This is a genomic window from Streptomyces piniterrae, from assembly GCF_005048155.1.
In the GTDB taxonomy this organism is placed as follows: domain Bacteria; phylum Actinomycetota; class Actinomycetes; order Streptomycetales; family Streptomycetaceae; genus Streptomyces; species Streptomyces piniterrae.
In genome coordinates, this window is record NZ_SUMB01000001.1 from 117,301 (window position 1) to 133,873 (window position 16,573).

Sequence of the window (16,573 nt, forward strand, 5' to 3'; positions counted from 1 at the left end):
TTTGACTACTGGCCCTGGAGCGGCCGAGGGTACAGGACGACCAGGCCGTTGAGGGAACCTGCGGCGCGAATCCGGCGTTCAATGGAGTACACAGAGCGCGGCATGCGCCGCGGAAGGGGCGTGAAGGATGTCCACACAGGCGAAGGTCGCGATCGGCGGCGTCGCGGTGGGAGTGATCCTGCTGTGGCTGCTGCCCTTCTGGGCGGCCGTACTGGTCATGGTCGGGGTCCCGGCCCTCGCGTATCTGACGCTCGACTCCTCGCAGCGGCGCCGACTGCGCCGCGTCAGCCGCAAGCAGATCGGCCGCTGAGCCACAGGGCCCCCGTCGCGTGCGGGGGCCCGGGGCGCTGCGCGCGCCCAACGGGCGGGGGCGTCCTGCTCGCCCGGGGGCGGCGCTGGAGCGGTGCCGCTCGTACCTGCTCGCCGGTGGCCGGAACCCCTCCGCCGGAGCCCTCGCCGCGCCCCGTCCCGCACCGTCCCGCCGCATGAACGCCTCCCCGTGTGCCTTGCTCAAGCGATCGTGAACAAGTCCATCACACGGGTCTGACAATGACCGTCCGAGCGGATTCCGCAGGGTTCAGACGGGCCGTGGCCCGCGGCTTCAGACGGGGGCAGTGCCCCGCAGGCCTCAGACGGGCCGTGCCGCCAGCTCGTCCAACGACGACAGCAGACCCGGCAGTTCGGGCCCACGGCCGACCGGATGCACCTCGCCGGGCTCCTCGTCCAGCAGCACGAACGCGATGTCGTCGGTGCGGGCGACCATGCTCCAGCCCGGCCCGTCGACGCGCAGCGTCCGTGCGTCGCCCGCCGCGAACGACGACCGCACCCGGCCGGGCGGCGGCGGTTCGGCCACATAGCCCCGCGCCTCGTCCAGGACCCGCCGCACCCCCTTGTGCGGCTGCTCGCCCGGATCGACGAAGGTGACGTCGTCGTCCACCTGCTCGCGCCAGGCCGCCCACTGCAACGCGATCTCGTCCGCGCCGAGCCGCCGTTGGGCGGGCCCCCACTCCGAGGCGTCCGGTGGCGCGAGCGGCGCCGGCTCTCCGTCCCGCGGCTCCGGGTCGTGCGGCTGCGGCACGCCGGGAGCCGACACGGCCAGGGCGAGAGGCCAGCCGGGGAGAGCGGCGACGATGCTGTGCTCGCCGGGCGAGAGGTCGTACTCCATGCCGCAGTCCCAGGCCGCGATCGCACACGCCACCAGCGACACGTCCTCGGTCGCCACCGTCCAGCGCGCGCCGTCGCCGTCCTGGCCGAGGACCAGCCCGTAACCCTCCGCGTACGGCTCGAGGCCGAGGCCCGCGCACACTTCGGGGTAGTCGTCGCCCAGCACACTCGGGAACTGCGCGGGCGTCAGCAGCACCGCCGTCAGCACGAACAACTGGTCGTTGTCGGCGCTCTCGGTCGTGGGCACGCGGGGCCTCCCCATCCGATCCATCCGGAGTACGTCGGCGCACCTTAATTTGCTGGGCGGGAGCTTGTCACCAGCCCTACCCTGCGCTCATGTGTTTCTACAGCACCCGGATGCACTTCGTTTGCCTGAGCTGCCGGGCCGCGTGGAAGGGGACGGCGACCTCGCGGGGACCGGGCCGCTGCCCGCAGTGCCGCGCCGAGCTGATCGACGCCGGCGCCGACCTGGCGGTCCCCAAGCGGCGGGACGACGCGGGCTGGCGCGCGCTCGAGGCCGTAATCCGCTCCGGTCTGACCTTCCACGGCGGCTGCTGCGGCACAGGGCCGGGCTACCGCCCCCGCACCCCGCGCGAGGTCAGAGACCGGCTGGCGCTCGCCGAACGCACGGGCATGCCCGTCGAGAAGGCGCTGGCCGTAGTGGACCCCACGATGACGGACCGTTACGGCCCCCGAGGCAAAGAATCCGGCCATCCCGGCTCCCGAACTGGCGCCCGTCACCATCGTTGAAATGCACCCGACGTGCCTAAAGTGAGGACTTTCGGCTGACGAAGGGACGGATTCCAGGTGCGGCGCTATGACTGGCTGAGAGAGATCCGAAGGCTCGATCCGGAGCGCGATTTCTTACGGATCTACCGCATCACCGCGACCCACGAATTCCCCTGGGACATCACCCGGGCACTGGAATTGGCTCTCTACCGCACCTATGCCGTCCCGAGCATCGGCCGGCTGCTGGCCGAAACCGCCGAGCTGACGGACCGCACCCAAAAGAGGTACGACGACACCGCGCTTCTCCTGGACGCCGTCGTGGAGCACGGGTTCGACGGCGATGACGGCCGGACGGCGATCCGCCGCATCAACCAGATGCACCGCAGTTACCAGATCAGCAACGAGGACATGCGGTATGTCCTGTGCACCTTCGTGGTCGTGCCCAAACGCTGGCTCGACGAATACGGCTGGCGGCGGCTGAGCGAGCACGAGATGCGCGCCATGGCCGCCTACTACCGCAGCCTCGGCCGCCATATGGGAATCACCGAACTCCCACAGACCTACGAGGACTTCGAGCGCTGCCTGGACGACTACGAGCGGGCGCACTTCGGCTGGGACGAGGGCGGCCGGCGGGTCTCCGACGCCACCTTGGACCTGATGGCGGGCTGGTACGGCCCGCTCGCTCCGGTGGTGCGCGGCGCCAGCATGGCTCTCCTGGACGACCCGCTGCTGGCAGCCTTCCGCTACGACCCGCCCAAACCGGCGGTCCGGAAGGCCGTGCGCACCGCCCTGAAGCTGCGCGCCAAGGCCGTACGGCTGCTCCCGCCCCGCCGCACCCCGCACTACGCCCGGCAGAACCCGGAGATCAAGGGCTATCCGAACGGCTTCTGCGTCGCCGACCTCGGCACCTTCCCCGCCCCGCGCCGCGCGGGCGGCTGCCCGGTCCCGCATACGGAGGGCCCGGCGGCGTCCTGACGTGGTGCCTCACCCCTGGCGGACCGCCAGTGCCAGATAGCGGGCGTCCTCGTCCACGTACCGGATCAGCTCCCAGCCGCTGCCGGCCAGCAGGGGCCGCAGGTTCGGCTCCGCCCGGATGTCGTCGGGAGTGAGCCGGCGGCCCTTGCGCGCGGCGAGGGCCGCCCGGCCGATGGGGTGGAAGAGGGCCAGCCGGCCACCGGGGCGTACGACTCTGGCCAGTTCCGCCAGGCCCTCCGTCGCGTTGTCCAGGTGGGTGAGGAGACCGGAGGCGAAGACGGCGTCGAGCGAGGCGTCGGGGAGCGGCAGCCGGGTCACATCCGCGAGCAGCAACCCCGCACGGCGGTCGTGTCCGGCCTGTACAGCCACGCGCAGCATCTCGGGTGTGAGATCGGCCCCCAGCACCGTCCCACCCGCTCCCACGGCCTCCCGGAGGGCGGGCAGCGCGCGCCCCGTACCGCAGCCGGCGTCCAGGACCCGGTCTCCTTCGTGGAGGCCCAGTTCGGCGATGCCCGTGGCGAAGGTGGCCGCGTCCTCGGGGAACTTGGCGTCCCAGTCGGCGGCGCGCGCCCCGAAGAACGCCCGGACGTCGTGCGGCTGGTCGGCGTTGCGGTCGGTCATCGGGCTCCTTCGGGGGCGGGACGGTCGGCGAGCGAGGCCGTGGCGGCGTAGAGGGCGCCTGCGACGACCAGGGCTACCACGACGCCGAGGTTCATGGCGCCCAGCGTGCCGTGCGCGGCGCTGTCGGTGAGCAGAAAGCCCACGGCCTTGGCGATGTGGGGATCGGCGGAGGTGATCAGTCCGAGGCCGACGGCGGTGGCGACGGCGAGCGAGAGCACCGCCGGCCACCCCGGGGTGCGTACGGTGGCCAGATCGAAGCCCGTCCGGCGGCGGCGCCACTGCTCCACCAGGAAGACCGCCGTCCAGGCGGCCATCGCCACCCCGATGACGGACAGGAACGCCTGGAAGGTGGCGAAGAAGCTGGGGGAGAGGAACAGCACGTACCAGCCGCCGAAAGCCATCAGCACACCGTCCACCAGGACCGCGAGATGCCGGCGGATCGGGACGCCCAGGGCCAGCATCGACATGCCCGAGCTGTAGATGTCCATGATCGCTCCGGAGGCGAAGCCCCCGATGGCGGTGAGCAGATACGGCACCAGGAACCAGGTCGGCAGCTCGGCGGCGAGGGCCCCCACCGGGTCGGCGGCCGCGGCCTCGGCGAGCTCGGGGTCACCGGCGTTCAGCAGCACACCGAAGAGCAGCAGCACCAGAGGGGCCAGCACCCCGCCCAGCGTCGTCCAGCCGGTGATCGCCCGGCCGCTGCTCGCACGGGGCAGATAACGGCTGTAGTCGGCGCCGCAGTTGACCCAGCCCAGGCCCAGCAGGGTCATCGCGAACACGATGCCGCCGATGAACGTGCCGAGATCGCCCGACCCGCCGTCCCCGAGGGCGGACAGGTCGACGCGGTCGGCCATCAGCACCATGTACACCGCGGTCAGCACGGTGATCGCCGCGGTCAGATACCGCTGCACCTTCATGATCAGCGCATGCCCGAAGATCCCGACGACCACGACCGAAACGGCGGTCACCGCGAAACACAGCGCCTGCGCGGCCGTGGTGGGCGTCGATCCGCCGGCTTCGGCGAAGGTGGTGGGCGAGACGCGCGCCAGGATGGCGGCTCCGCCCAGCGAGGAGAGCGCCACCAGCACGGTCTCCCACCCGACGTTGGAGACGTAACTGAACAGCGTGGGCAGCTTGTTGCCCCGCAGCCCGAAGGAGGCCCGCCCGATGGCCATCGTGGGCGCGCCCGTGCGCGCCCCGGCGATCGACACCAGGCCGACCAGGATGAACGACAGCACATAGCCGATGGCCCCGGACGCGATCGCCTCCCAGGGGCCCAGCCCGAGCCCCATGAGATAGCTGCCGTAGGCGATGGACAACAGGGACAGCCCCGACGCCGCCCACGGCCAGAACAGGGACCTGGGTGTGCCGTGCCGTTCCGACTCCGGCACCGCGTTGATGCCGTTGCGCTCGACGGCACGGGGCGAGGCGTTCGCGCCGGCGCGCGGACCGTGCCGCTCCCGCGACTGCTGCTGCGTCATGAGCTCATGATCCCGCACAGCTGGCGGCCGCGAGGAACATGCGTACGATGAATCCGTTCGGTCGCATGGCGATCGTCCATGGTGTGCGCATGCCGGCGCATAGCCCAACTTCCGTGCCGGGGAGGCACGGTGGGGCTCAGCTATCGGACTGTGCGCGCCTTTGACGAAATCGAGGTATTCCCGATCAGTCGGCGGTACGGTCCTCGCCATGGATTTCCGGACGGCGTGCCGCCGCCGGGGGCTCCCCTCGTCGAGCCATGAATCCGAACACCCCCCTGACGCACGGGACCTGCATCCTGGAGGAGACGGCCGATGAACGTCGCACAAGGGGCCCCGACGGGCGTGACCCCGGGCCCTGACACCGAGGTGGCCCTGAAGGTCTTAGTCGCGGGCGGCTTCGGGGTGGGCAAGACGACCCTCGTGGGGTCGGTCAGCGAGATCCGCCCGCTGCGCACCGAGGAAGGACTCAGCGAGGCCGGCGAATCGGTGGATGACACCGATGGGGTGGACCGCAAGAGCACCACCACAGTGGCGATGGATTTTGGCCGAATCACCATAAGAGCGGGACTCTCGCTCTACCTCTTCGGGACGCCGGGGCAGGACCGCTTCTGGTTCCTGTGGGACGACCTGTCGGAGGGCGCCCTGGGAGCCGTGGTGCTGGCCGACACCCGGCGGCTGCAGGACTGTTTTCCGGCGGTGGACTACTTCGAGCGCCACGCGATCCCGTTCCTGGTGGCCGTCAACTGCTTTGCGGACTCGCGCGCTTACGGAGCCGACGAGGTGTCCCGCGCACTCGACCTGGACCGCGGCACACCTGTGGTGCTCTGCGATGCGCGGGACCGCGACTCGGGCAAGGAAGTGCTGATCCGCCTGGTCGAGCATGCCGGGCGGCGGCACACCGCCCGCGCGCTGGACTCGGTGGGGTGACGGGCCGTCAGGTCACCGTGGTGCTTTCGGAACCGGCACGGGCGCCGGACGGCCCGCAGGGGCGGCGGCGCTTCCGCACCACCAGTGCTCCCGGAACCCCGTTGCGGGCGCCGAATTCCTCCGCTCGGTCCTCGCCCATGTAGCGCGCCGCGGTCCGGGTCGTCCAGTCACGCACGTCGGCGAGATCCTCGGTGAACTCCGCCGCCCCCTCGACGACCACGAGGGGAGTAGGGCGGCCACTCGTCGTCGACGCACGGTGCAACCCTGCCTTCGCGGGTGAGGTTGCGGCCCTCGACCGTCTCCTCACCGGTGTTGAACACCAGCTCATCGCCGTCCAACAGGGACCACGCCCGCGCGATGTGCGAGCCGACCGTCCGCGCGCACCGTCGCCGGCCTGCCGGTGCGGTGCTCCCCGAAAGGAACTTCTGCCACTCTTCCTCGGTCATCTTTCTCACCGTGACGACATCCTCCCCATCCGGCGCGATCGGGCGGGGTCCGGCATGCCGGGCCGCCGGGCCGCTTGCCGAGATGGCGGAGGTGGGACAGGCTGGCACGGCGGTCGCGGATGGGCTGCGGACCACCGTCCGGCCAAAGGTGCGGACGGGTATACGGGGAGGAACCGGCATGGCATTGAGCAGCGGACTCGACTGGCTGCTGGACGACCTGACCAAACGGGTGGAGAAGGTACGGCACGCGTTGGTGCTCTCCAACGACGGGCTGGTGACCGGCGCGAGCCAGGGACTGGAGCGGTCGGACGCCGAGCATCTCGCGGCGGTCGCCTCGGGGCTGCACAGTCTCGCGAAGGGTTCCGGGCTGCACTTCAGAGTGGGCCGGGTGCGCCAGACCATGATCGAGTTCGATGACGGGGTGATGTTCGTGACGGCGGCGGGCGACGGCAGCTGTCTGTGCGTACTCGCGGGCGCGGACGCCGACATGGGGCAGATCGCCTACGAAATGACGCTGCTGGTCAATCGCGTCGGCGAGCACCTGGGGGTCGCGGTACGGCAGCCGGAAAGTTATCCACAGGCCTGAGGCGGGGGTTGACCGACTGTCACACCCCGCGGCTATGGTCGTCACTGTCAGTGATTGATCGAGTTGCGGGGGAACAGACATGACAGTGATGTGCGACGGGCGGCAGACGCTCGCGGTGGGACGAGCAGCCCGTGAACTGGGGCTGAGGACCGGCGAGTTCGAGCTCGCCACCCAGCTCGGCGAAGTAGGGACGATCCCGGCGGGGGCGGACGACCGGCCGGGAGGTGCCGGACCGCTCGGCCGACGGCGCGTCCCGGCGGAGGAGGTGGCCCGGCTCCAGGCCGAGCCGGGCTTCCCCGACTCGCTCCGCGAACGGATCCGAACGGTCGGCACCACCGAGGCCGCCGAGCTGATGGGCATCGGCCCCGGCCGGTTCCTGCGGCTGACCCGGGCCGGCTGCTTGGGCCCCGTCAGGTTCTATGTGAACCGCTACGGCGCGGTGGCCTGGCTCTATCTCGCCGCCGAGGCCGCCGGCCTCGCCGACCGCGAGCCCGAGCTGATGCGGGGCAATATCCCCGCCGCGATGCGCGTGATGCTCGACGACGGACAGGACTGGCGGGTGCGGCAGTGGCGCGGCCGCAGGGTCGCCCAGCTCATGGGGCAGACGGAGGACCGCTGGGAGAAGGCGGCGGTGATCGCCGCCGTGCTGCCACCGGAAGAACTGGCCTCGGTCGTCGAGGACGCGCCGGAACGCTCCCTGCTGCGCGGGCTCAGGCCCGTTCTCGCCTCGGTGATCACGGCGACGCCCGCCGCCAGGGCCTCCTTCGAACGGGCCCTGACGGCCGAGGAGTTCGACGAGGTGCTGTGGTACCGCGTCAACCTCTCGCGGGCCCTCGAAGCGGCCCGCCGGGAAGATCCCGGGCGCCCACGCAAAGCGGCCGCCCCCGCCCACGCGGCCCGCCGTCAGCCGCGCTTCCTGCACGGCCCTTCCTGGGAGGGGCCTGCGCATCCCTACAGCGGACGAAAGAGCCCCTCCTGGACGACCGAGACCAGCAGTCTGCCCTCCCGGTCGTAGATCCGCCCGCGGGCCAGGCCCCGGCCGCCGGTGGCGATCGGTGACTCCTGGTCGTAGAGGAACCACTCGTCCGCGCGGAAGGGGCGGTGGAACCACATCGCATGGTCGAGGGAGGCCATGTCGAACCCCCGCGGACCCCACAGCGGCTCCACCGGGATGCGGACCGCGTCCAGCAGCGTCATATCGCTGGCGTAGGTCAGCGCGCAGGTGTGCACCAGCGGATCGTCGCCCAACGGCCCTACCGCGCGCATCCATACGGCGCTGCGCGGCTCCGCACCCTCGACCTCGTCCGGCGTCCAGCGCAGCCGGTCGACATAGCGGATGTCGAACGGCTGCCGTCGGGCCATCCGTTCCAGCGCCTCGGGCAGCCCGCCGAGGTGCTCGCGGACCTCGTCGACCACCGTCGGCAGCTCCTCCGGGTCGGGCACCGCCCGGCGCATCGGCAACTGGTGATCGAAGCCGGGTTCCGGCTTGTGAAAGGAGGCGGTCAGATTGAAGATCGTGCGTCCCTGCTGGACGGCGACGACCCGGCGCGTGGTGAAGGACCGCCCGTCGCGGACCCGCTCGACCTGGTACACGATCGGCACCCCGGGCCGGCCCGGTCGCAGAAAGTACGCATGCAGCGAGTGGACCGGGCGGTCCCCTTCCGTGGTCCGCCCGGCGGCCACCAGAGCCTGGCCGGCGACCTGCCCGCCGAAGACCCGCTGCAAGGACTCCTGCGGGCTGCGGCCCCGGAAGATGTTCACCTCGATCTGTTCGAGGTCCAGCAGATCGACCAGCTTCTCGGCCGGATTGGTCATGACCGGTGGCCCTCCGTCACTTCCCTCGACGGCCTCGGCCGAGGCCGTCTCCTCACATCTGACCCACGTCGGTGACGCGCACCACCGCGCGCCCTTCCTCGTCGGAGGCGGCCAGGTCCACCTCGGCGGAGATGCCCCAGTCGTGATCCCCGTTCGGGTCGGCGAAAGTCTGCCGGACCTTCCACAACCCGTGCTCGGCATCCTCCTCGATCTGCAGGAGTTTCGGGCCGCGCGCGTCCGGACCGGTGCCCAGCTCGTCGTATTCCTCCCAGTAGGCGTCCATCGCGTCGCCCCAGGCATCCACGTCCCAGCCGGAGTCGGCATCCATCTCGCCGAGCTCCTCGACCTTGTCCAGTGCCGCCAACTCCACCCGGCGGAACATCGCATTGCGCACCAGCACCCGGAAGGCACGCACGTTGGTGGTGACGGGCTTGACCTCGTCCGCGTGCTCCATGGCCTCCTCGGCCGTCTCCTCCTCGGGGTTGGCGAGCTGCTCCCACTCGTCCAGGAGGCTGGAGTCGACCTGGCGGACCATCTCGCCGAGCCAGGCGATGATGTCCTGGAAGTCCTCGGACTTCAGATCGTCGGGCACGGTGTGGTCCAGGGCCTTGTACGCGCTCGCCAGGTAGCGCAGCACGATGCCCTCGGTGCGGGCCAGCTCGTAGAAGGAGACGAACTCGCTGAAGGTCATGGCGCGTTCGTACATATCGCGGATGACCGACTTCGGCGACAGCGGATGGTCGCCGACCCACGGGTGGCTCCTGCGGTACAGGCCATAGGCGTGCGAGAGCAGCTCGTCCAGCGGCTTGGGGTACTCGACGTCCATGAGCCGCTCCATGCGGTCCTCGTACTCGACGCCGTCGGCTTTCATCTGGGCGACCGCCTCGCCGCGAGCCTTGTTCTGCTGCGCGGCCAGGATCTGCCGGGGATCGTCGAGGGTGGACTCCACGACCGAGACCATGTCCAGCGCGTACGACGGGGACTCGGGGTCGAGCAGATCGAAGGCGGCCAGCGCGAAGGTGGACAGCGGCTGGTTGAGCGCGAAGTCCTGCTGGAGATCGACGGTCAGCCGGACGATCCGGCCCTCCGCATCCGGTTCCGCCAGTCGTTCCACGATCCCGCCGTCGACCAGCGACCGGTAGATCGCGATGGCACGGCGGATGTGCCGCAGCTGGTTCCGGCGCGGCTCGTGGTTGTCCTCGAGCAGCTGCCGCATCGCCGCGAAGGCATTGCCCGGCCGTGCGATCACGGACAGCAGCATTGCGTGCGTGACCCGGAAACGACTGGTCAGCGGCTCGGGATCGGAGGCGATGAGCTTCTCGAAGGTGTTCTCGCCCCAGTTGACGAAGCCCTCCGGCGCCTTCTTGCGGACGACCTTGCGGCGCTTCTTCGGGTCGTCGCCGGCCTTGGCGAGCGCCTTCTCGTTCTCGATGACATGCTCGGGGGCCTGCGCGACGACAAAGCCCGCCGTGTCGAAGCCGGCCCGGCCCGCACGTCCCGCGATCTGGTGGAACTCCCGGGCCCGGAGCGTCCGCACCCGACTGCCGTCGTATTTGGTGAGCGCGGTGAACAGCACGGTACGAATCGGCACGTTCACCCCGACCCCGAGCGTGTCCGTTCCGCAGATCACCTTCAGCAGTCCCGCCTGGGCGAGCTTCTCCACCAGCCGCCGGTACTTCGGCAGCATCCCGGCGTGATGGACGCCGATGCCGTGGCGCACATACCGCGAGAGGTTCTGGCCGAACTTGGTGGTGAAGCGGAAATTGCCGATCAGCTTGGCGATCTCGTCCTTCTCGGCCCGCGTACACATGTTGATGCTCATCAGCGCCTGCGCCCGCTCCACGGCGGCGGCCTGGGTGAAGTGCACGATGTAGACCGGGGACTGGTGGGTCTCCAGCAGTTCGGTCAGCGTCTCCGTCATCGGTGTCGTGCGGTATTCGTACGACAGCGGAACGGGCCGTGTCGCCGAGCGCACCACCGCTGTCGGCTTGCCGGTGCGACGGGTCAGGTCCTCCTCGAACCGCGACATGTCACCGAGCGTCGCCGACATCAGGATGAACTGCGCCTGCGGCAGTTCCAGCAGCGGAATCTGCCAGGCCCAGCCGCGGTCCGCCTCGGCGTAGAAATGGAACTCGTCCATGACGACCTGGCCGATGTCGGCGTGCTTGCCGTCGCGCAGCGCTATCGACGCCAGCACCTCGGCGGTGCAGCAGATGATCGGCGCGTCCGAGTTGACGGACGCGTCACCGGTGAGCATGCCGACGTTCTCGGTGCCGAAGAGCTTGCACAGGTCGAAGAACTTCTCCGACACCAGGGCCTTGATCGGCGCGGTGTAGAACGTGACCTGGTCATTGGCGAGGGCGGTGAAGTGCGCGCCGGCCGCCACCAGGCTCTTTCCGGAGCCGGTGGGGGTGGACAGGATGACGTTCGCCCCCGAGACCACCTCGATCAGCGCCTCCTCCTGGGCGGGGTAGAGCGCGATGCCCCGTTGCTCCGCCCAGTCCGAAAAGGCTTCGAAGAGGGCATCGGGGTCGGCGTCTTTCGGCAAATGATCGATGAGGGTCACGCCCCCATACTGCCTTCCTTCGGCCCGTATCAGGGAACCGGCGGGTCAGACGGAGATCATCGGACGCTACGCTGTGTCGCCGATCGGGCGTCAGAAGCGCCGGAACCGAGCGATCAACCGAGAAAACTAGGGGTGGGGAACGACCATGATGGGACCGGCGCACTCGCTGTCCGGGGCCGCTGCCTGGCTGGGGGTGGGCGCGGCCGCTTCTGCCGCCGGACATCCGATGCCCTGGCCGGTGATCGTCTGCGGCGCTCTGATCTGCGCCGGAGCGGCGCTCGCCCCCGACCTCGACCACAAGTCCGCCACCATCTCGCGAGCCTTCGGCCCGCTGTCGCGGATGCTGTGCGAGGTGGTCGACAACATCTCCCACGCGGTCTACAAGGCCACCAAGATGCGCGGCGACACCCACCGCGGGGGAGGGCACCGCACACTCACCCATACCTGGGTGTGGGCAGTGCTGGTCGGCGGCGGGATAGCCCTGCTGGCGAGCCGGGGCGGACGCTGGGCGGTGCTCGGCATTCTCTTCGTCCATATGGTGCTCGCCATCGAGGGGCTGCTGTGGCGGGCGGCGCGGGTCTCCAGCGATGTACTGGTGTGGCTGCTGGGCGCGGCCTCGGCCTGGATCCTGGCCGGCATACTCGACCAGCCGGGCAACGGCGCGCACTGGCTGTTCACCGGGCCGGGACAGGAATACCTCTGGCTGGGCCTGCCGATCGTGCTCGGTGCGCTGGTCCACGACATCGGCGACGCGCTGACCGTCTCGGGCTGCCCCGTCCTGTGGCCCATTCCCATAGGCCGCAAGCGCTGGTATCCGCTGGGCCCGCCCAAGGCCATGCGTTTCAAGGCCGGCAGCTGGGTGGAGCTGAAGGTGCTGATGCCGGTGTTCATGCTGCTCGGAGGCCTCGGCGGCCTGGGAGCGCTCGACTACATCTGACCGGCGGGCCACGACCGACCAGACCGCCGCGCTCCGGGGCGCGGCGGCGGTTCGGGCGCGGCGAGCTTGACGTCGTCATGACATTCGCCGTCGTCATGGCGTTCGCGGTCCTGGCTGCCCAGGGCCGCGTCGGTTCCGGACGCCTCGGAAAGCTCGGGGTGCACGCCCAACGGGTCGGCGCCGGACGGGCGTCGGTGCGTCGGCGCGTGGGTGCGACCATGGAGCCATGCGGAGAGTGGGCGGTGCGATACGGGCGGCGGCGGTGGCCGCCGCGGGGCTGGTTCTTCTGGCGGGCTGCGGAGGCGGCGCTCCCGGCCCCGAGGCCGGCGCCGATGACGGTGCGGGGAAGGCGGAGCGTCCCGGCGGGCCGGGCCGAGGGGCGCCGGCCACCACGCACCTCAAGAACATTCCGGACGTCGGCGCCGCACTGCGGTCGAAGATCCCGGCTGATGCGCGTCAGGTCGTGGCGGTCTACGGCAAGGGCCCGGACTCCGCGGAAGCCACCGTCGTCCTGTACGAGAAGGGCGCCAAGGGCTGGGACCGCAAGGGGAGTTGGGCCGCGCACAACGGCCGCCGCGGCTGGACCCTGGACCATCATGAGGGCGACAAGCGAAGCCCGGTCGGTGTGTTCGCGCTCACCGACGCCGGGGGAGTCCTCGCGGACCCCGGGGCCAAGCTGCCCTACACCCACTCCTCGGCGTTCACTCCGCCCGCCTACTGGGCCAAGAGCACCCGCCATGACTTCGACTACGTCATCGCCGTCAACTACAACCGCGTCAAGGGGACGACCCCGCTGGATCCGTCGCGTCCCGAGGGGCAGTCCAAGGGGGGCGGCATCTGGCTGCACCTGGACCACGGCAGCGGGACCTCCGGCTGCGTCAGCATCTCCAAGTCCGGGATGGCGGCGCTGCTGCGCGCCCTCGACCCGGCGCGGCACCCCGTCGTGGTCATGGGAGACCGGGCGCGCCTTTCCGGCTGACCGGAGGAGAGGAAGGACCACTGGGCGAAGCCGGACCCCGTGCCCGTCACCAGCGCCGAGGAGTGACGCCCCCGGGTCCGGCGGAGTTCCCCGTCCGCCGGGCCCCGGGGCCACCTCTGCTACGCCTCCGGCTTCTCGGAGTCCATCCCCGGCCGGGACTTCTTCCACAGTCCCCGGGTGAAGTCGGGGATCTTCTGCGGGGCGCCCTTCGCCTTGATCGAGAGGTCGCTGAGCGGCACCGGCGCGGTCCAGGTCGCCGCGTCGTAGACGTCGAAGTCCGGTACGAGGCCGAGCCGGATGCACTGCGCCAGCCGGAAGACCAGCATGTAGTCCATGCCGCCGTGGCCGCCGGGCGGGTTGGCGTGGTCCTTCCAGAGCCAGTGGTCCCAGTCCGCGTACTGCGCGAAGTCGCCCCACTCGTCGTTGCTCTGGTCCGGCTCGATGTAGATCCGTTCCGGGTAGTCCTCGAAGACGCCCTTGGTGCCGCCGAGACTGTTGATGCGGCTGTAGGGGTGCGGGGTGGAGACATCGTGCTCCAGCCGGATCACCCGGCCCTTGGCGGTCTGTACGAGGCTGATCGTCCGGTCGCTCTCGATGTAGGACTCCTTCCAGCTGGGGTCGTTGGGCGGCATGTGCTCCTTGCGGTACGCGGCGAGCCCCAGCGCGGGCGTGCCGTAGCTGGAGATCTGTACGGCGCGGTCGCCGCGGTTGATGTCCATGTAGTTGGCGACCGGGCCGAATCCATGGTTCGGGTACAGATCGCCGCGCAGCCGGGTGTGCCACAGCCGTCGCCATGGGCCCTCGTAGTAGTCCGGGTCGAACATCAGCCCGCGCAGATCGTGGTTGTAGGCGCCGGCGCCGTGCAGCAGATCGCCGAACAGGCCGGCGTGCGCCATCCGCAGCACCCGCATCTCGTTTCTGCCGTAACAGCAGTTCTCCAGCTGGAGGCAGTGTCTGCGGGTGCGTTCGGAGAGGTCGACCAGCTCCCACAGTTCGTCGAGCCGCAGTGCGAGGGGGCACTCCACGCCGACGTGCTTGCCGTTCAGTATGGCGGTCCTGGCCATGTCGAAGTGCCAGTCCCAGGGCGTGGCCACGTAGACGAAGTCGATGTCGCCGCGCTTGCACAGGTTCTCGAAGTCGTGGTCGCCGTTGGCGTAGACGGCGGGCGCGGGCTGCCCGGCGTTGGTGACCTTCTTCGCGGCCTGTGCCGTCTTCTCCTTCACCGGGTCGCACAGGGCGACCACGCGCACCCCGGGCACCGCGAGAAACAGGTCGATCATGCTGCCGCCGCGGTTGCCGAGCCCGACGATGCCGACGCGTACGGTGCTGCGCGGCTCGAAGGGGACCCCGATCATGGTCTTGCCCTTGGCCGCGGGAACGGCGTCGGCGTCGGCCGTGGTGGGCGTGGTCGCAGAGGACGTGGCCGCCGCGGCGTGCCCGGTCCCCAGTCCGCCGAGCCCCAGCCCGGCGCCCGCCGCACCGGCGGTCCACAGGACCGAACGGCGGCTCGGGCCGGCCTCGTCGCGGTCGTGGGCGGGGTCGTGGTCCTGCGGATGTGCCTCGTTCATCGGTCCTCCAGGAGAGCGGATGGTGTGCGAAGCAGGTGTCAACCTCGGTCAGGACCCTGGCGGTTGAGAGGCATGAGACACAAGAGGGCCATTTGGACTCTTGGTACGGCGTGCTTGGACTCTTCGTACGCTGGACGCAAGGCGATGCCGTACCCGATGCATCGCCTTGCATGGTGTTGCGTTGCCAGGCCGGGTCCACCGTACGCTCCGCCTTTCGCAAGTGGTTGAAAAGACTTGCGGAAAACCTTGACGTGTTCACGTGTGAACGGCAGGCTCCGACGCGGAATCCCCCCACGGCGGCCCGGCGCGTGGCTGCTCTCGTGGGCACGGCATGCCGTGCCGTGCTCGATGTTGAAGGAGCCGCAAGATGCAGCAACGTTTCCGTGTGCTGGGCGGGGCGCTGGCCGGAGTCCTGGCCGCGGCCGGCCTCGCAACCTGGGCGCCCTGGTCCTCACAAGCCTCCCCACCAGGCGAGAAGACCGTCACGGCCACGCTGTTCGAGTGGAAGTTCGCCGATGTCGCCAAGGCCTGCACCGATCAGCTGGGCCCGGCCGGCTACGGCTATGTCGAGGTCTCACCGGCGTCCGAGCACATCCAGGGCAACCAGTGGTGGACCTCGTACCAGCCCGTGAGCTACAAGATCGCCGGGCGGCTGGGCGACCGCGACGCGTTCGCCGGGATGGTGAAAGCCTGTCACGGCGCGGGCGTCAAGGTCGTCGCCGACGCGGTCATCAACCACATGGCGGCCGCATCCGGTACGGGCACCGGCGGCACGCAGTACAGCAAGTACAACTACCCCGGTTACTACCAGGACCAGGACTTCCACGGCTGCCGCAAGAACATCTCCAACTACGGCGACCGGGACGACGTCCAGAACTGCGAACTGGTGGGCCTTGCGGACCTCGACACCGGCAGCGACGCGGTCCGCACCACGGTCGCCAAGTACCTCGACGATCTGCGGTCGCTGGGCGTGGACGGCTTCCGGATCGACGCCGCCAAGCACATGTCCGCCACCGATCTCGCCGCCATCAAGGGCAAGATGAGCGACCCCGGCTTCTGGGTGCAGGAGGTCATCTACGGAGCCGGCGAGGCGGTCCAGCCCGACGAGTACACCGGTATCGGCGACGTCGACGAATTCCGCTACGGCGGACACCTCAAGAGCGCCTTCCAGGGCAGCAACCTCGCCCAGCTCAAGTCCGTCGCGGACGGCAAGCTCAGCGGCGACAAGGCCCGCACCTTCGTCGACAACTGGGACACCGAGCGCAACGGTTCGACGCTGACCTACAAGGACGGCGCGGCCCACACCCTCGCCAATGTCTTCATGCTGGCATCGCCCTACGGCTCGCCGAACGTCTACTCCGGCTACGAGTGGTCCGACAAGGACGCGGGCCCGCCCAGCGGCACCGACGGCTGGACCAACGAGCATGCGAAGCGCGAGATCACCGGGATGGTGGGCTTCCGCAACGCGGTGGGCTCCGCCGAGCTGACCGAGTGGTGGGACAACGGCGGCAGCGCCATCGCCTTCGGCCGGGGCGGCAAGGGGTTCGTCGCCATCAACAACGGTGACGGCGAGCTGACCCAGACCTTTGCGACGTCGCTGCCGAGCGGGACGTACTGCAACGTCATCGCGGCCGCGCCCTCCTCCTGCGACGGCAATACGGTCACGGTCGGGGACGACGGGAAGGCGAAGCTGACCGTGCCGGCCAAGAGCGCCGTCGCACTGCACGTCAAAGCCAAGAGCTGAGCTGTCACCGATGCGCCGCGGCCCGTACGCCACCC

General features: G+C 70.0%; 15 protein-coding genes and 1 pseudogene. 9 read left to right on the top strand and 7 right to left on the bottom strand.

Translation table 11 applies throughout. The annotated features are described in order from the left end of the window. The first annotated feature begins 127 nt into the window (after window positions 1–127). Window positions 128–310 carry a hypothetical protein gene (locus tag FCH28_RS00555; protein WP_136737660.1) on the top strand — a complete coding sequence of 61 codons (183 nt, stop codon included), beginning with the start codon at window positions 128–130 and terminating at the stop codon, window positions 308–310. Between the two features lie 318 nt (window positions 311–628). On the opposite strand, the gene FCH28_RS00560 is transcribed toward FCH28_RS00555, so the two are convergent. After that, window positions 629–1,411: a hypothetical protein gene (locus tag FCH28_RS00560; RefSeq protein ID WP_187363734.1), complete on the bottom strand. Its 783-nt coding sequence runs from the start codon at window positions 1,409–1,411 to the stop codon at window positions 629–631. Between the two features lie 89 nt (window positions 1,412–1,500). On the opposite strand from FCH28_RS00560, the gene FCH28_RS00565 reads away from it, so the two are divergent. Both FCH28_RS00565 and FCH28_RS00570 read left to right on the top strand, forming a co-directional pair. Beyond that, window positions 1,501–1,914, top strand: a complete 414-nt coding sequence (locus FCH28_RS00565; RefSeq protein WP_246102205.1) for a hypothetical protein — start codon at window positions 1,501–1,503, stop codon at window positions 1,912–1,914. Between the two features lie 57 nt (window positions 1,915–1,971). Next, window positions 1,972–2,868, top strand: a complete 897-nt coding sequence (locus FCH28_RS00570; RefSeq protein WP_136737662.1) for an oxygenase MpaB family protein — start codon at window positions 1,972–1,974, stop codon at window positions 2,866–2,868. Between the two features lie 9 nt (window positions 2,869–2,877). On the opposite strand, the gene FCH28_RS00575 is transcribed toward FCH28_RS00570, so the two are convergent. After that, window positions 2,878–3,489, bottom strand: coding sequence for a class I SAM-dependent methyltransferase (locus FCH28_RS00575; RefSeq protein ID WP_136737663.1), 612 nt, complete (start codon window positions 3,487–3,489; stop codon window positions 2,878–2,880). After that, complete coding sequence (locus tag FCH28_RS00580; protein WP_136737664.1) at window positions 3,486–4,970, bottom strand: purine-cytosine permease family protein; 1,485 nt, start codon at window positions 4,968–4,970, stop codon at window positions 3,486–3,488. Before FCH28_RS00580 ends, FCH28_RS00575 begins: the two co-directional genes overlap by 4 nt. Before the next feature lie 312 nt (window positions 4,971–5,282). Here FCH28_RS00580 and FCH28_RS00585 point away from each other — a divergent pair, with 312 nt between their 5' ends. Next, on the top strand, window positions 5,283–5,897 hold the full coding sequence (locus FCH28_RS00585) for a GTP-binding protein (RefSeq protein ID WP_136737665.1): 615 nt from the start codon (window positions 5,283–5,285) through the stop codon (window positions 5,895–5,897). A 7-nt stretch (window positions 5,898–5,904) separates the two neighbouring features. Here FCH28_RS00585 and FCH28_RS00590 read toward each other — a convergent pair. Beyond that, window positions 5,905–6,343: pseudogene (locus FCH28_RS00590) on the bottom strand (PPOX class F420-dependent oxidoreductase). Window positions 6,344–6,521: 178 nt separating this feature from the next. On the opposite strand from FCH28_RS00590, the gene FCH28_RS00595 reads away from it, so the two are divergent. Then, window positions 6,522–6,929 (top strand): roadblock/LC7 domain-containing protein, encoded by a 408-nt coding sequence (locus FCH28_RS00595; protein WP_136737666.1) that lies wholly within the window; start codon window positions 6,522–6,524, stop codon window positions 6,927–6,929. A gap of 79 nt (window positions 6,930–7,008) precedes the next feature. Further along, the gene (locus tag FCH28_RS00600; protein ID WP_342781552.1) at window positions 7,009–7,944 is read left to right on the top strand and encodes a DUF6397 family protein; all 936 of its coding nucleotides are present in this window, start codon (window positions 7,009–7,011) and stop codon (window positions 7,942–7,944) included. Here FCH28_RS00600 and FCH28_RS00605 read toward each other — a convergent pair. Together FCH28_RS00605 and FCH28_RS00610 are read right to left on the bottom strand one after the other, a co-directional pair. Next, a complete protein-coding gene (locus FCH28_RS00605; protein WP_136737667.1) occupies window positions 7,881–8,744 on the bottom strand; it encodes an acyl-CoA thioesterase in 864 nt (287 codons plus the stop codon). The genes FCH28_RS00600 and FCH28_RS00605 overlap by 64 nt on opposite strands. Before the next feature lie 52 nt (window positions 8,745–8,796). Continuing rightward, the gene (locus FCH28_RS00610) at window positions 8,797–11,310 is read right to left on the bottom strand and encodes a DEAD/DEAH box helicase (RefSeq protein WP_136737668.1); all 2,514 of its coding nucleotides are present in this window, start codon (window positions 11,308–11,310) and stop codon (window positions 8,797–8,799) included. Window positions 11,311–11,455: 145 nt separating this feature from the next. Here FCH28_RS00610 and FCH28_RS00615 point away from each other — a divergent pair, with 145 nt between their 5' ends. Both FCH28_RS00615 and FCH28_RS00620 read left to right on the top strand, forming a co-directional pair. After that, a complete protein-coding gene (locus FCH28_RS00615) occupies window positions 11,456–12,247 on the top strand; it encodes a metal-dependent hydrolase (RefSeq protein ID WP_136737669.1) in 792 nt (263 codons plus the stop codon). 226 nt (window positions 12,248–12,473) lie between these two features. Then, window positions 12,474–13,226 carry a L,D-transpeptidase family protein gene (locus FCH28_RS00620; protein ID WP_136737670.1) on the top strand — a complete coding sequence of 251 codons (753 nt, stop codon included), beginning with the start codon at window positions 12,474–12,476 and terminating at the stop codon, window positions 13,224–13,226. Window positions 13,227–13,345: 119 nt separating this feature from the next. Here the strand turns inward: FCH28_RS00620 and FCH28_RS00625 are convergent, their stop codons facing one another. Next, window positions 13,346–14,794: a Gfo/Idh/MocA family protein gene (locus tag FCH28_RS00625; protein ID WP_136737671.1), complete on the bottom strand. Its 1,449-nt coding sequence runs from the start codon at window positions 14,792–14,794 to the stop codon at window positions 13,346–13,348. Window positions 14,795–15,161: 367 nt separating this feature from the next. Between FCH28_RS00625 and FCH28_RS00630 the strand changes: the two genes are divergently transcribed. Beyond that, on the top strand, window positions 15,162–16,538 hold the full coding sequence (locus FCH28_RS00630; protein WP_136737672.1) for an alpha-amylase: 1,377 nt from the start codon (window positions 15,162–15,164) through the stop codon (window positions 16,536–16,538). Window positions 16,539–16,573: the final 35 nt, after the last annotated feature.

Excerpts from the sequence above, each read along its gene's own strand:
- FCH28_RS00555 (WP_136737660.1), top strand. The coding sequence starts at position 128 with ATGTCCACACAGGCGAAGGTCGCGATCGGCGGCGTCGCGGTGGGAGTG.
- FCH28_RS00565 (WP_246102205.1), top strand. The coding sequence starts at position 1,501 with ATGTGTTTCTACAGCACCCGGATGCACTTCGTTTGCCTGAGCTGCCGG.
- FCH28_RS00575 (WP_136737663.1), bottom strand. The coding sequence starts at position 3,489 with ATGACCGACCGCAACGCCGACCAGCCGCACGACGTCCGGGCGTTCTTC.
- FCH28_RS00580 (WP_136737664.1), bottom strand. The coding sequence starts at position 4,970 with ATGACGCAGCAGCAGTCGCGGGAGCGGCACGGTCCGCGCGCCGGCGCG.
- FCH28_RS00585 (WP_136737665.1), top strand. The coding sequence starts at position 5,283 with ATGAACGTCGCACAAGGGGCCCCGACGGGCGTGACCCCGGGCCCTGAC.
- FCH28_RS00595 (WP_136737666.1), top strand. The coding sequence starts at position 6,522 with ATGGCATTGAGCAGCGGACTCGACTGGCTGCTGGACGACCTGACCAAA.
- FCH28_RS00600 (WP_342781552.1), top strand. The coding sequence starts at position 7,009 with ATGACAGTGATGTGCGACGGGCGGCAGACGCTCGCGGTGGGACGAGCA.
- FCH28_RS00605 (WP_136737667.1), bottom strand. The coding sequence starts at position 8,744 with ATGACCAATCCGGCCGAGAAGCTGGTCGATCTGCTGGACCTCGAACAG.
- FCH28_RS00615 (WP_136737669.1), top strand. The coding sequence starts at position 11,456 with ATGATGGGACCGGCGCACTCGCTGTCCGGGGCCGCTGCCTGGCTGGGG.
- FCH28_RS00620 (WP_136737670.1), top strand. The coding sequence starts at position 12,474 with ATGCGGAGAGTGGGCGGTGCGATACGGGCGGCGGCGGTGGCCGCCGCG.
- FCH28_RS00625 (WP_136737671.1), bottom strand. The coding sequence starts at position 14,794 with ATGAACGAGGCACATCCGCAGGACCACGACCCCGCCCACGACCGCGAC.
- FCH28_RS00630 (WP_136737672.1), top strand. The coding sequence starts at position 15,162 with ATGCAGCAACGTTTCCGTGTGCTGGGCGGGGCGCTGGCCGGAGTCCTG.